General features: G+C 63.2%; 15 protein-coding genes. 3 read left to right on the forward strand and 12 right to left on the reverse strand.

Features of this window, described 5'->3' with window-relative positions; genetic code table 11:
- Nucleotides 1–2 precede the first annotated feature (2 nt).
- Nucleotides 3–1,364: an aminotransferase class III-fold pyridoxal phosphate-dependent enzyme gene (locus ABEA12_RS01410; protein ID WP_210101873.1), complete on the reverse strand. Its 1,362-nt coding sequence runs from the start codon at nt 1,362–1,364 to the stop codon at nt 3–5.
- A gap of 82 nt (nt 1,365–1,446) precedes the next feature.
- Between ABEA12_RS01410 and ABEA12_RS01415 the strand changes: the two genes are divergently transcribed.
- Nucleotides 1,447–3,000 carry a PucR family transcriptional regulator ligand-binding domain-containing protein gene (locus tag ABEA12_RS01415; protein WP_210101874.1) on the forward strand — a complete coding sequence of 518 codons (1,554 nt, stop codon included), beginning with the start codon at nt 1,447–1,449 and terminating at the stop codon, nt 2,998–3,000.
- Here ABEA12_RS01415 and ABEA12_RS01420 read toward each other — a convergent pair.
- From ABEA12_RS01420 to ABEA12_RS01440, 5 genes are all read right to left on the reverse strand, one after another.
- A complete protein-coding gene (locus tag ABEA12_RS01420) occupies nt 2,980–4,179 on the reverse strand; it encodes a CaiB/BaiF CoA transferase family protein (protein WP_210101875.1) in 1,200 nt (399 codons plus the stop codon). The two genes, ABEA12_RS01415 and ABEA12_RS01420, sit on opposite strands and share 21 nt — an antisense overlap.
- Nucleotides 4,176–5,699, reverse strand: a complete 1,524-nt coding sequence (locus ABEA12_RS01425) for an APC family permease (protein WP_210101876.1) — start codon at nt 5,697–5,699, stop codon at nt 4,176–4,178. The genes ABEA12_RS01420 and ABEA12_RS01425 overlap by 4 nt, the downstream gene beginning before the upstream one ends.
- A 139-nt stretch (nt 5,700–5,838) precedes the next feature.
- The gene (locus ABEA12_RS01430) at nt 5,839–6,168 is read right to left on the reverse strand and encodes an MFS transporter (RefSeq protein WP_345465976.1); all 330 of its coding nucleotides are present in this window, start codon (nt 6,166–6,168) and stop codon (nt 5,839–5,841) included.
- 27 nt (nt 6,169–6,195) lie between these two features.
- Entirely contained in the window at nt 6,196–6,663 is a 468-nt protein-coding gene (locus ABEA12_RS01435; RefSeq protein WP_345465979.1) for an MFS transporter, read from the reverse strand.
- Between the two features lie 220 nt (nt 6,664–6,883).
- Entirely contained in the window at nt 6,884–7,318 is a 435-nt protein-coding gene (locus tag ABEA12_RS01440) for a MarR family winged helix-turn-helix transcriptional regulator (protein ID WP_345465981.1), read from the reverse strand.
- 160 nt (nt 7,319–7,478) lie between these two features.
- Between ABEA12_RS01440 and ABEA12_RS01445 the strand changes: the two genes are divergently transcribed.
- Nucleotides 7,479–8,339 (forward strand): inositol monophosphatase family protein, encoded by an 861-nt coding sequence (locus ABEA12_RS01445; protein WP_210101878.1) that lies wholly within the window; start codon nt 7,479–7,481, stop codon nt 8,337–8,339.
- Here ABEA12_RS01445 and ABEA12_RS01450 read toward each other — a convergent pair whose 3' ends face one another.
- Together ABEA12_RS01450 and ABEA12_RS01455 are read right to left on the reverse strand one after the other, a co-directional pair.
- Complete coding sequence (locus tag ABEA12_RS01450; RefSeq protein ID WP_210101879.1) at nt 8,340–9,116, reverse strand: DUF4190 domain-containing protein; 777 nt, start codon at nt 9,114–9,116, stop codon at nt 8,340–8,342.
- A gap of 95 nt (nt 9,117–9,211) precedes the next feature.
- The gene (locus ABEA12_RS01455) at nt 9,212–9,715 is read right to left on the reverse strand and encodes a DUF2087 domain-containing protein (RefSeq protein ID WP_210101880.1); all 504 of its coding nucleotides are present in this window, start codon (nt 9,713–9,715) and stop codon (nt 9,212–9,214) included.
- On the opposite strand from ABEA12_RS01455, the gene ABEA12_RS01460 reads away from it, so the two are divergent.
- Nucleotides 9,714–9,974: a hypothetical protein gene (locus tag ABEA12_RS01460; RefSeq protein WP_210101881.1), complete on the forward strand. Its 261-nt coding sequence runs from the start codon at nt 9,714–9,716 to the stop codon at nt 9,972–9,974. The two genes, ABEA12_RS01455 and ABEA12_RS01460, sit on opposite strands and share 2 nt — an antisense overlap.
- Before the next feature lie 69 nt (nt 9,975–10,043).
- Here the strand turns inward: ABEA12_RS01460 and ABEA12_RS01465 are convergent, their stop codons facing one another.
- The 4 genes from ABEA12_RS01465 to ABEA12_RS01480 all read right to left on the reverse strand — a co-directional run bounded on the left by ABEA12_RS01465 (nt 10,044) and on the right by ABEA12_RS01480 (nt 13,523).
- A complete protein-coding gene (locus tag ABEA12_RS01465) occupies nt 10,044–11,720 on the reverse strand; it encodes an FAD-binding dehydrogenase (protein WP_210101882.1) in 1,677 nt (558 codons plus the stop codon).
- Nucleotides 11,721–11,755: 35 nt separating this feature from the next.
- Complete coding sequence (locus ABEA12_RS01470; RefSeq protein ID WP_210101883.1) at nt 11,756–12,166, reverse strand: cupin domain-containing protein; 411 nt, start codon at nt 12,164–12,166, stop codon at nt 11,756–11,758.
- Nucleotides 12,167–12,179: 13 nt separating this feature from the next.
- On the reverse strand, nt 12,180–12,974 hold the full coding sequence (locus ABEA12_RS01475) for an IclR family transcriptional regulator (RefSeq protein ID WP_210101884.1): 795 nt from the start codon (nt 12,972–12,974) through the stop codon (nt 12,180–12,182).
- 81 nt (nt 12,975–13,055) lie between these two features.
- Complete coding sequence (locus tag ABEA12_RS01480; protein WP_210101885.1) at nt 13,056–13,523, reverse strand: nucleoside deaminase; 468 nt, start codon at nt 13,521–13,523, stop codon at nt 13,056–13,058.
- Between the last annotated feature and the right edge of the window lie 209 nt (nt 13,524–13,732).

Consider the following 13,732-nt stretch of genomic DNA (forward strand, 5'->3'; position numbering starts at 1 on the left):
GCTTATTTGGCGGCTGTGGTGATGGCCTGGGACAAAACTGCCAGTCCGTCACGCAACAGGTCCTCGCCGATGACCAGCGGGGGAAGCAGGCGTACGACATTGCCGTGGGTTCCACAGGTCAGGGTGATGACACCGGCGCCGTGGCAGGCCGCCGAGACTTCCTTGGCAAGGTCCGCACGCGGTTCCAGGGTCCCGGCATCGGCGAACTCGATGGCGAGCATGGCGCCGCGGCCACGGACATCGGCGACGATGTCGGTCGAGAAACGCAGCGGTTCGAGGATTTCGCGGGCGACTTCCTCGATGCGGGATGCGTTTGCCAGCAGGGAACCGTCCTCGAACTGCTCGAAGACAGCCAGGGCGGCCTCGCAGGCGAGCGGGTTTCCGGCATAGGTGCCACCCAGTCCGCCGGCATGCGGTGCGTTCATCAACTCCGCGCGGCCGGTGACAGCCGAAAGCGGGACGCCATTGGCAAGCGCCTTGGCGGTGAGGATCAGGTCCCCTGCGACGGCCTCGTGCTCGGAGGCAAAGAGCGTGCCGGTTCGGCCCATGCCTGCCTGGATCTCGTCGATGACCAGAACGATTCCGTACTTGTCCGCAAGCTTGCGCAATCCGGGAATGAAGCCGACGGCCGGGACGATGAATCCGCCTTCCCCCTGGATTGGTTCGATGACCATCGCGGCGAAGGTCTCAGCCCCGTGTTCGAGGATCGTTGCCTCCACGGATTCAAGGGCGGCTGCCGCCCCGGCGGGAAGCCCCTGGGCCGGACGCAGCGGGTTGGCCGAAGCTGCACGGATGATTTCCGCCGGCAGCGGGCCGAAGTTCAGTTTGTACGGGTTGACCTTTGCGGTCATGGCCATGGTGAGCAGTGAACGGCCATGGTAGGCCTCGTCAAAGACCAGCACGTTTGGCCGGCCTGTGGCGGCGCGGGCGATCTTGATGGCATTCTCCACGGCTTCGGCGCCGGTGGTGAACAGGCCCGTGCGCTTTTCGAAGTCCCCGGGGGTGTTGGCGTTGAGCCACGCGCAGACCTGGGTGAAGGCCTCGTATTCGGTAACCATGAAACATGTGTGGATGAATGCCTCGAGCTGGGCCGCGACGCGCTGGGCGACACGCTTGTTGCTGGCGCCCAGCGAGGTCACGGCAATGCCCGAGGCAAAGTCGATGAGGCGGTTTCCGTCAACGTCTTCAATGATCCCACCGTCGGCGCGAGCCACAAAGACCGGCAGCGCCACCCCGAATCCGCTGGTCACCTGCGCACTGCGTTCTGCATGCAAGGCGTTGGAGCGCGGCCCCGGTACGGAGGTTGCCAGGTGGCGGGTCTGCGGGATGCTGGGCGCGTCGACGGCCAGGGTTGTTTTGGTCATGGGTTCAACGTTAGGCGACCATGTGACACGCGTCATTGGATAAAGCGCACAAGAAGGATCGTTTTATTGGATAATTCAACCCATGATCTCCATGTTGCAGTTGGGCGCCGAACTCGGACCCGAACTTTTGCCCGGCCTTGACACGGAATTCAGTGCCAAGCCAGTAACCGGCGTGCACGTCTCCGAGCTTGAGGATCCCACCCCGTATCTGGAGGGAGGGGAGCTGTTGTTGACCACCGGAATGCCCTTTACGAAGTCCGCTTCGCTCTCGGCCGCATACATGGCGCGCCTTGGCGCCAGGGATGTACGCGCCGTGGGACTGGGTTTGGGTCCGTGGCTGAAACAGGTACCAGAGCACGTGCTGCAAGCAAGCAAAACCGTTGGCATTGAACTGGCCATAGTTCCGGACGGGGTGCCTTTCCAGAACATCACGCGCGCCTACTGGCGCCTGTCCAGCAGGACCGACACCACCATCCTCATGGATTCACTCGGCACGCAGACGGCCTTGGCCCGGGCCGCCATGCGCCCCGATGCCGCCAGCGCTGTGGTGCGCGGCCTAGCCCAGGCACTGGGAGGTTGGGCCGCGTACCTTCCAGCGGATGCCGGCAGCGAAACAGTGTGGCCGGCTTCGGCCGGTTCGCTCATCTCACAGCTTCGGGCCGAATCGATCCGCTTCAACAAGGCCGGGGTGCCCTCGGCCGCGACCTTTGAGATCCAGGGCCAGCCGGTGGTGCTCTACCCGATCCTTGTCGATACCCGCATCCATGGGTTCCTGTGTATCGGTTCCGGGCGCACCCTGACCAAGGCGGATCGGCAAATCATCATGACGGTCTCCACTCTGCTTGCGCTGCGGGCCCGCCAACGCGAGGTCGTGGTGGGAACCACCAATGCGCTGGGCACCGCCACCACCAAGCTCCTGCTCCATGGACAGACGACCGCGGCCCATATGGTCGCCGCCGAGGTGGGGTTGGCCGAGCTTCCCTACCGTGTCCGGCTGCTGGGTGTCAGGCTCTCGCCGGGGGACGACCCGGGGTTGACCGCGCGCGCCGCAACCCGGCTCATTGCCGACCCGGGACTGCCGGAGCTCTCCTCCGCCGTGGATCAATGCACGTTGCGCCATGTCCAAGACGAGATCCTCTACCTGGTGCTCCCGGCCGCCGGGATCGGCAGCAAGACAGCGGGCGGGGATGACGGTTCCCTGGAACAAAATGCGTTGCTGGGCATCACCGGGGCTGCCGATCCCGAGGTGTCCGGTTCCCTGGCCGCTGCCTTGGGCGACCCGGTGGGCCTGGAAGGGATCCCCGGGAACGTCGCGGCCTTGCGCAGAGCCACCCTGCAGGCAGCCGCCGGGCACCTGGTGGCCGTGAACGTCAGTGAGGATTCCCGGGCCGCCGTGTGGGTCAGGCTGCTGGCCGGCTACCCGCGCACGGATTTGCTGGGCACCGTGCGGGCGTACCTCAGGGCCCGGGGCACCTGGGAGGATGCGGCGCGGGCCCTGGGGATCCACCGGAATTCGTTGCGGCACAGGATCTCGGTGGCCAGCAATCTCATGGACGTCGACCTTGATGATCCGGATGTCGCGGCCCACCTGTGGTTGGCGCTGCGGCGCGAAGAGTCAGGGGCAGACCCGCGTTAGGTGATCGCTCCAGGGTGGCGGTTCCGTCCCGCTGACCAACCAAGCGCGGATCTGTTCGGTGTGTTCCCCCAGGCCCGGCGGGGCCACTGTTGGCGCATCGAGCTCAGGAGTCCAGGTGATCGGGTGGCGGATCTGTTTTCCGACGCTTTCGCCCTCGGCGTTGTGCACTTCGATGACTGGGTCCAGGCCGAGCGAATCGGCGTAGGCCAATCCCGCGTCTATGCCGGCGACCTTGCCCGCAGGTACGCCAACGCCGGTGAAACGGGTTTGCCAATTCGCCCCGGTGTCCGCGCGCAGGGCCTCTTCGAGAAGCGGGACCAGCACTTCACGGTTGGCCACACGTGCCGAGTTGGTGGAAAATCGTTCGTCACCGGAGAGCTGCGGCGCGCCGATTTCGGCACAGAGCTTGGTGAACTGGCCGTCGTTGCCGCAGGCCACCGCCACCGAGCCATCGGAGCAGCCCAGCAACTGGTAGGGAACGATCGAGGGATGCTCGTTGCCCATGCGGGTGGCAACCTTCCCTGCGCCCAAGTAGGCCTGGCCCTGGTTGGCCAGCGCCCCCTGGAGGCTGGAGAGCAGGTTGACCTCCACGTGGGCGCCGGAGCCGGAGACATTGCGCGCAGTCAGGGCGGCAAGCACCCCGATGCTCGCGTCCTTGGCGGTGAGTACGTCCACCAGCGCCACCCCTGCCTTCATCGGTTCTGAACCGGCCTCGCCGGTGATCGACATCAGCCCTCCCAGGGCCTGGACGATGAAGTCATAGCCCGGCAGGTGCGCTCCCCCGGTGGAACCAAAACCGGAGATCGAGGCGTAGACCAATCCGGGGTTCTGCGCAGAAAGCTCCGCGTATCCCAGTCCCAGCTTCTCCATGCCACCGGGCTTGAAGTTCTCCACCAGCACGTCGGCGCGCAGCGCCAGTTCCAGGGCGGTTTCCCTGTCCGCCACCTCGGTGAGGTCCAGGGCAATGGAGCGCTTGTTGCGGTTCACGGACTCGAAATAGGTCGATCCGGTGGCGGAGAATGGAGGTCCCCAGCTACGGGTGTCGTCCCCCGCCCCGGGTCGCTCGACCTTGATGACCGTTGCCCCTAGGTCTGCCAGCGTCATGGTGCACAGGGGGCCGGCAAGCACCCTGGAGAAATCTGCAACGATGATCCCCTCGAGGGGACGGATCTTGTTCATGCGTGGTCGCCTTCCTTCACGTTCCGGTCTGTCGACGCCAGTTGGGGGACGTCCTTGAAGAGCGCTTCGGCCTTGGCCGCCTTTCGCATGGCCAACCGGGCCAGCAGCTCGTCTTCGGCGTTGATGCCCGGGACTATCCCGCGCGGAACCTTGAGCAGGAACACCACGCCCAGGGCCCACCATGCACCGAATAACAGCCACGGCTGGATGCCGATCGCCGCGGGCATTCCCGGCAGGTAGAGGCTGATCAGCCCGGCGCACAGGATCACCGAGGCCACGCCGATCGCCTGGCCGAAGTTGCCCTTGCCGCCAATGCGCAGCGGACGATCCACGAGGGGCTCTCGGCGGCGCAGGATCACGAAGGCGACACCCACCAGCAGGTAGGCCATCACGATGGAGGGCGAACCGGAATCGACCAGCCAGCCAAGCATTCCCGATCCGAAGAACGGTGCAAGCACCGAGAGCCCGCCGATGAACAGCAACGCGTTGACCGGGGTGTGGAACTTCGGGTGGAGCTTGGCAAACCAGGCCGGCAGCATCCCCGAGGCGGCCATGGCGTAGAGGAGCCGCGAGGCGCCCATCAGCAGGGAATTCCATGAGGTCAGGATGCCGGCAATGCCACCGGCGATCAGGATCTTGGCCATGGCCGCCGAGCCGAAGAGTCCGCCCATGGCATCTGCGGTGGCCAGGTCCGAGGTCAACAGCGCGGTTGGGCCCATGCCCGATGAGGTGGCAAGGATGACCATGACGTACCAAGCGGTGGCGATGAGCACCGCGATAATGACGTACTTGCCGATGCGTCGCGGCGGGATGTCGCACTCCTCGGCGGATTGCGGAATCACGTCAAAGCCCACGAACATGAACGGGACGATGATCATCACGCCGAAGAACCCTGCGACGCCGTTGTTGAAGAACGGTTCCATGTTGGCGGTTGACCCACCGGCGAAGGACCCGAAGAGCAGGATCGCGCCGATGGCGAAGAGGAAGAGCACCACGAAGGTTTGTACGACTCCGGCGGTCTTGATGCCACGGATGTTGATTCCGGTGATGACCACGGCGCCGAGTACCCCGACCAGCGCCCAGGTGAGGTCGACCTCGGACCCTGCGATGTCCCAGAGCTTGACCTTGTTCAACTCGGGGAATAGATAGAGCGCGGTCTTGGGCAGCGCCACCGCCTCGAAGGCCACGATGGTGATGTATCCGCCCACGATCGCCCAGGACCCGGCGAAGGACCAACGGGCACCCATGGCGCGCAGCAGATAGTTGTGCTCGCCACCGGCCCGGGGCATTGCCGCCACCAGTTCGGCGTACGTCAAGCCGACGACCACCATGATGCCGCCGCCGACGATCATGGCCAGGGATGCACCCAGGGGCCCGGCACTGGTGATCCAGTCGCCGGTGAGGACGACCCAGCCGAAGCCGATCATGGCTCCGACCCCGATGGCGAGGGTGTCCCAACGCCCCAGGACCTTCTTGAGCTTGGGTGCTGCCGTGCTGCCTTGCGTGGGAGTGCTGGTCATCGCGGTTCCTTCCGTAAGTACGACGCAGCTCACACTACGCAAGGAGTGTGAGCACAGTCTCGGACAGATCATCCAAGCTCATGGTCAATTTGTCCCAAACGCCTGGTCTGTCCCCACGTCAGATATCGGACCCCGGGGCTCAGACAGTGGTGCTCAGCGAGACTTCCCTGATCAGCGCAATGCACAACAGAACCACGACCACCACGAAGGCAGAGGTCGTGAAGACCACCCCCGTTGCATCCCCGAACGCCGTCTCGTACATGGCACGCAGGGCGGCAACCCCGGCAGCACCGCCGACCGAACGGAACAATGCGGCCGAGGCGCTGGCTGTCCCGATGTCGGTGACCTTGACGGTGTTCTGCATGGCCAGCACCAGGTTCTGGACCATGAAACCCATGCCCAGCCCTTTGAAGAACATGCCGATGGCAAGGAGCCAGCAGGCCGAGGGCCGCGACGTTGAGCGCGGCACTAACGACCAGGAGGGTCTTGCAGCGACCTAAACGCGAAATCCGATGGCCGGGAAAACCGAACCAAACGGGTTTCCCGCGCTCATCGGCAGGATCATGAGTCCGGCAACCTTAGGAGTCGCCTCGAGAGCCACCCGGAAGAACTTGCCCAGGAAGGCGCCGGAGCCAAACACCGCAACACCGATGGAAATCGAGTTAGGGATCGCCAGGGCGGTGGTACGGGTGAAGATGACGCGCAGCGGGATCACCCCCGCTGCCATGACGCCGCCGAAGTAGCCCGAGTGGCGGCCGCGCTCGCGGGGCGGAATGACCGTGCCAATCACTGCCATGCCCATGCCGATTCCCCGGACGACGCGAGCACTCATCAGCATGGGGATGTTGATGGGGAACCCTGTCAACATCGAACCGGAAACGATGATCACGATTCCCAGTTGCAGCAGCTTCTTCGTGTCGAAGAGGTCGGCAAGCTTGCCCCCAGATCGGGGCCGTGGCGGCATTTGCCAGCAGCGCCGCGGTAAAAACCCAGTTGAAGTCGGACTGTGTTCCATCCAGGGAATCCATGATGGTCGGCAGCGCGATGGCAACGATGGTGGTTGCCAGCATGGCGGCAAAGAATGACGGCAGGAACCCCGGTGATGGAGTGCAGAACCTCCCTGCTGCTCATCTGCGGCTGGTCACCATGACGCTCAAGCGTCCGCATGACCGACTGCTGTTCACTCATTTGATGTCCTCTTCAGAGGCCGGCGGGCTGCTGGTGTCTTTCTCGCGGCTGGCCCGCATGCCGACTCGAAGCACAGCCTGGATCGTGTCCACCGTCGTAGCGGCGACGGAGATTTCCGCTCCGTCCCAGCCCTGGAGCAGCTCGGCAAGGCCCACGGCTCGCCTGCCGTAGGCCTGCGAGATCTCCTCAGCGCCCTCGCCCGTGAACGAAATCAGCTGGGCCCGGGCGTCAGTGGGACAAGGGCTCCGCATGAACAATCCGGAGCCTTCCAGTTCGACCACCTGTCGACGCAACGCCGCCGGGCCGACACCGATCCAATGGCCGACGTCGGTGGCGCGGGTGGGTAGGTGACACTGGACGTAGGCAAGCACACTCGGGGCGGCAAAGCTCGGCGCACCCGGATGCTCCCCGAGATGCTCAACGCTACCCAACGTGCGCTTGAGCGCGGTGAGGCTCTCGACGAGCTCAAGGACTGGTTCCTTCGCAAACTTGGCCGACCAAGGTAAATGTTGCCCTTGGCGACCATATTGGGAACCGCATCACAGCGCCAAGCTCTTTTGGCGCAACTCACATCTACTAGGCTGGTGGCTCGTGAGCACAGAGAACTTAAACACCTCGGACATCGCACTGGCTGCACGGCTGCGTTCCATCGCGCTCGATGCCGCGCACCTCGCTGCCCCGGTCTTGCGCGATGCTTTTCGCTCCGGGGTTGCCAGCGAGAACAAAACCAATTCCCATGACCTGGTCACCGACTTCGACAGGCAAAGCGAAGCTGTCATCCGCGATCATCTTCGGGCAGCCGAGCCGGACTCCCGGGTGTTGGGTGAAGAGGGCGGAACCGTGGGGGAAGGCAACATCCAATGGATCGTTGACCCCATAGATGGCACCAGCAACTTCACCCACGGGGTTGCCTTTTTCTGTATTTCCATTGCCGCCGCGCGAGACGGGATATTGCTCGCGGGCGTCGTACTGGATCCGATCGCCGAGCTGGAATTCACCGCCGATGCGCAGCATGCCTACCTCAACGGGACGATCATGGCACCCCCGCAGCGACCCGATCAGCAGCACGCAAACATCATGACTGATTACCCCTCGGCCGAGGCGCTTGCCACTGACGGGGATGCGGCCCTGGAGGAATTCGGTTCATGGGTGTCCTCATTTGCCACGGTGCGCCGCAAGGTCTCTGCCGCGCTGGCATTGGCCCATGTTGCCGCCGGCTGGTGCGATGCGACCATAGGATTCGACACCAAGGCCTGGGACGTCTCGGCCGGCGCCTTGCTGGTGCGCCGTTCCGGCGGACGCTACCTGGGATATCGCTATGACGATCTAGAGTTGCCTGCCCATGAAGCCCCGTGCTTCCTGGCCTTGGGCCCCGGTGCCGACTATCCGGTGCTGGACCAGTCGATCCACAAGATCATTGGGGCACGCACGGACCGGGGAATCGGCTCGTAGTCAGAGGGCTTCTTTGGCGCTGATTTCTCCGGGAAGTTTGACGTCCTCGACTGTGCGCAGCAACACGTCGTTGAGCCGGCAGACGGCGGTTGCGTGGTGGCCCGAAGCACTGTTTTCCAACAACAGGTTTCCAGCCGAGTCATAGATCTCGCAGCTGACGGTCTCGTCTCCGCTGCCGGGGTTGGTGGCGGTGATACCGCCAAAGAGCATGGATGCGTCCACGTTCTGGGTGAAAGGCCCGCGTTGGTTGCTGGTTTTCGATTTGGTCGAGCTCGTGCTCACCGTCACTTTGTATTCCGCCGTTCCGTCAGCCATGAACGCAAAGCTCTGTGTATTGGCGGAAAACGAGATGAGGGCGCTAAACAGCACCGTGTAGAGAATCGACACCAATAGTGCGAAGGTCCCGGTCACCAAGGCCGTGACACTGAATCCACGCCGACTCAAACGGCCCACGATTCCCACGATTCCCAGCACCATGGCCACGGGCCCAAGTGCAAAGGAGACGAATCCAATGAACGGCACCAGCGAGATCACCGCTGAAACAATGCCGACGACCATGGCGAAAATCGTCATGGCGTGCGTGCGTGGCTGCCCGAAGGAGCCGTTTGGTTCGCCATACCCGTCTTGATACGGACCGGTGTAGTGTCCGGGAGAGTTTCCTGCGTAGTACCCGGGATATTGCTGCTGGTTCGGTGCATGTGCCCCGGGGTACCCACTACCGGTAGGCCACGAACCAGGGATTGGTTCATTGCCATGCCGGGCGCTGGTGTCAGACATGGGGCTCCTGGATCGTGGGTGGATGGAAGCGGCAAAACCGCAACAGGTTCACAAAGAAATTACCTTCTGGGACGCCGAAGGCGCAATTGGCGCGGCTAGTCCGATCTTTCAACCAGGTGGTACACCGATCCGTCGCTCTGGCGTCCAAGCACCCCGTAGTCCACGAGGTACCGGCGCAAAAGTGCGGTGTCTTGGGTGAACTCCTCCAGACGGACGGTTAATTCAGCTTCGGTGAGCTGTTGCCCCGGGTCGATTGTTTTTCCTGCCACCAGCTGCAGCATTTCGAGGCGCTCCTCATGTTTCCTGGGATACCGTTCGATCCGGCCCTCGGCGTCGAAGAATCGCTGGGGCCCTTCCCGGGGAACCTTTCGCGCCTTGGCTGCCAGGATCTTGCCAAACAGCTGCCCATCCACGGTCTCTTTTTCGTCGATCAGGCCCGCCCTTTCCAGATTCTGCCGGGCTTTGGCCGCGCGCTCGGTCCCAAGGTCGCTGTCCTGGCCCAGCACCTGCTGGGCATAGTAGCGGAGGGTCTGCTCGTTGGCCAGGGCACCGAAAACCGCACGCCAGTCACCGATTGGTTTCTGCACTGGATCCTTCATGATTCCTACCCTCGTATTTCCCCATTTATGGGCCTATTCTGAAAATATGGCTACTCTATTTCATCGAAATGCACAGACCGCCGTGCAGCACCACGGTGGTGGATCACTGGTCCTTGGCGGGATCTTGGCCGGGCTGCTTTTTACGGCCTACATCGTTTTTCAGATCTCCGTTCAAGGGGATTGGGCGCCTATGATTATCGGTATCGCATTCAGCCTTTCGGCAGTGCTCTTTGGGATTTCTTACCACTTCACACACTGACCGTTCCACCCAACCTGAGCCACTGATTTCCCGCAATGCCGAACGGCACGGGGAAGTTGGTGGCCGGACCTATGTCTGTTTCCAGGCAAGGGAAGCGTGCCGTCCCGCGGCCCTGCCGCTGAAGAGGCAGCCGCCTAGGAATGTGCCCTCTAGCGCCCGGTAGCCGTGGTATCCCCCGCCTCCGAATCCGGCGGCTTCTCCTGCCGCGTAGAGACCATTGATCGGGTCGCCCACCGCATCCAGAACCCGCGAATCTAGGTCGGTCTGGATTCCGCCCAACGACTTGCGGGTCAGGATCTTCAGCCGAACGGCAATCAACTGCCCGGCCTTTGCGTCCGTGATTCGATGGGGCTTGACGCTGCGGACCAATTTGTCGCCCAGATAGTGCCGTGCCGACTCGATTGCGGCAATTTGTCCATCCGTGCCGGGGCCGTTCTCTGCTATCGAGTCCCTTGCCTCCAGGATGCCGGCGATCTGGGCAGGGTTCAAGAGGTCCTGGCCGGTGAGTTGGTTCATCTTGGCTACCAATTCCTGGATCGTGCGTGCTTGGAGGAAATCTTCTCCGTGATCGAGGAAGGCTTGGACCGGACCTGGCACGTCCACCCGCGCACGCGCCAGTACCGCGAGCACGTCCTTGCCGGTGAGGTCGGGATTCTGTTCGGAACCCGAGAGCGCAAATTCCTTGCCGATGATGCGCCGGTTCAAGATGAACCAGCTGTAGTCGTATCCGGTTCCCCGCAGGTGTTCCAATGTCCCCAAGGTGTCGAAACCCGGCCACAGCGGGTCAGGCAGTCTGTTTCCCGTGGCATCGATCCACAGCGAGCTGGGGCCCGGCAGGATGCGGATTCCGTGGCGTTCCCAGACGGGGTTCCAGTTGGCGATGCCTTCGGTGTAGTGCCACATCCGGTCCTCGTTGACCAGCCGCGCCCCGGCACGAGCGGCGATATCCAATCCGCGTCCATCCACATGCGCAGGAACCCCGGAGACCATGTTTTCCGGTGGGGTGCCCAGTCGTGCGGGCCACGCGGCACGTACCTTGTCCAGGTTTCCGCCCAGGCCACCGGTGGCGATGACGACCGAAGGCGCATAGTACTCGAAGGTCCCGGCCTTTATGCGGTTACTCGCCACGCCCCGTGGTGCGGCATCTGCTTCCAGCACTGTTCCACGCACACCGGTGACTGAACCTGAGCCGGTGACCAGCTCGTCGAGTTGGTGCCGCCACAACATGGTTAGTTGGCCCTTGGCTTCGGCGGTTCGTGCCGTACGGATGAAGGGCGCCAGCAGGCCAGGACCGGTTCCCCAGGTGACGTGGAAGCGTGGAACAGAATTTCCCGGCCCCCGTGGGCCGCTTCCTCCACGTTCGGCCCAGCCGACCACGGGAAAGAAACGGACCCCGCGTTGGTGCAGCCATTCCCGCTTTCCACCGGCAGCCCACTGGACGTAGGCACGCGACCATGCACGGGCCCAGTCATCCTCGTCCCGGTCAAACCCGGCGGTGCTTTCCCAGTCCAGAGCGGCCAGCTCCACGGAGTCATTGACCCCCAGCCGGCGTTGTTCGGGCGAGTCGACAAGGAAGATGCCGCCGAAACTCCAATGTGCCTGTCCGCCAAGGTTCGCCTCGGGTTCCTGGTCCAGCAGCAACACACGTGCACCGGACTCGGTGGCCTCGGTGGCTGCCACCAGGCCGGCCAGCCCGGCGCCGACCACGATGACATCGAAGTGTTGCGAATGCGGGGTGTTCGACATGGATCCACACTATCGGGAAGTGGCGCGACCCACACTCATTGGTTGGCTGCTCGCACCGCGCGTGCCGCTGCAAGGGAACCGAAGGACGAGAAATCCTTGCGCCCTTCCTCGCCCCACACCACCAAGACCCGCAACGTGCCCTCACCGGTGTTGCGCAGGTCGTGTGGCACCCCGATTTGCGCCAGGACGCTGTCCCCTGCGACCAGCTCGTGCTCCTCGTCGCCGACACGCATGGCAGCGGTGCCTTCCAGCACCAGGTAGAACTCTTCCAAGGCAAGTTCCGCCGGGTCGTGGGAATGCATGCCTTCATGCCCCCCTGGCGGAAGCTCCCAGGTCTGGATCGCCACGGGCATGGCCATCTCATCGGCAAAATGGAATTGCATGCGCGTCTTCGTGCCCTCGTGCAACGAATACTCGAAGGTGTTCTCACCACGTGGTTCCAACATGTCTGTCCTTTTCCTAGGCCGGCTGGGCTCCCAGCCGGGTGCCGATGTTTCGTGCCGCCCGCATGCAGGCGACACCGAGTTCGGAGAGTTGCTGCTCCGAGACCCTGTAGTACGGGGCAGCGATCATCACGCAGGCCACCACCGTGCCCCGGTGATCGAAGATCGGGGCCGCGACACCGACTTCTTCATTCGAGGTCTCCCCGTGGTTCGCTGCACAACCTCGTTTACGCACCGTTTCCAGGCGCTCGAGGTACTGGTTCCGGGCCTCCGGTGAGTTCTTCGGAATCACCACGGCCCCTGATTCGAGCAATTGCGCGGCACAGGCCGGCTCCATATGGGCCAAGAACACCTGCACCGAGGCACTGAGCGCGGTGTTGTACCGGCTGCCCATGGCGGAGGTGTGCTTGACCTGATGAATGCTGGGTATCTGCTCGACCGAGACCGATTCAAGGCCGTCCCAGATATTCAGCACCGCGGTTTCCCCAGTGGCCGCGGCCAGCGCTTCGAGGAAGGGGAAGGCCACGCGCCTCACATCGAGATTGGCCAGCAGCGGGCCGGCCACAGCAATGAGGCCAAGCCCCAGCGAGTACTTCCGCGTTGTTGCATCCTGCGAAACGATGTGCTCCTGCTCCAGAGTCGCCAGGATGCGCGAGATGCTGGATTTGTGGAGCCCCACTTTCGTGGCGATTTCCGTGACGCCGAGCACCGGGTTCTCCACGCTGAAGCACCGCAGCACGTCAATGACGTTGACAATGACCGAGGAACTGCGTGGTTCTGTGGCGGGTGCTTCTGTCCTTTGGACAACCATGGTGCTTCCTCCGGTTGATCTGGGGTTGGTGAGGGGCTTAAAGAAGAACGCTACATCGATTCGGCCGCTTGGCTGCCACGCTTAAGTCTCCTCGACGCCAATGTCTTCGTTCCACAGGGTCGGCTCTTCGGCAATGAACCGGGCCATCAATTCGGTGGCTTCCGGGTCATCAAGGACCACCACTTCCACACCTCGACTGCGCAGCAGTTCCAGCTCACCGGGGAAACTTGCGTCCTCCCCCACAACGACCCGGGGAATCCCAAACTGGATGACAGCGCCGGAGCACAGCGCGCACGGCGCAAGGGTCGAATACAGCGTCGTTGTGGCATACGAAGCACGGCGCCCGGCATTTCGCAACGCGTCTATTTCTCCGTGCGCGGTGGGGTCACCATCTTGCACGCGACGGTTGTAGCCGGATCCGAGCAGTTTCCCGTGCTCAAAGAGGCTGGAGCCAATGGGCACACCGCCCTCGGCCGCACCCCGTCGGGCTTGTTCCAATGCACTCGCATAGCCGACCCGGTCGTGCTCGGCCAGAGTTGTGGGGCTCATCGTTTCCGCTGCTTTCGATAGTGACGTGGAGGAGCAAGGTTAAACCATGATGGGTTGGACGGAAGCGCACTGATGCACTCCGCCCAACCCATCATGCCAGCTAGGTGCTAGGCATCGATGATGTTGTTTTCCGGACCGAAGCCAAACTTCGTGATGTTCTCTACGCCGCCGTCCTCTCCGATGACCAGGATGTCGTGCTCGCGGTACCC

The organism is Paeniglutamicibacter antarcticus (genome assembly GCF_039544305.1).
Classification (GTDB): Bacteria; Actinomycetota; Actinomycetes; order Actinomycetales; family Micrococcaceae; genus Paeniglutamicibacter; species Paeniglutamicibacter antarcticus_C.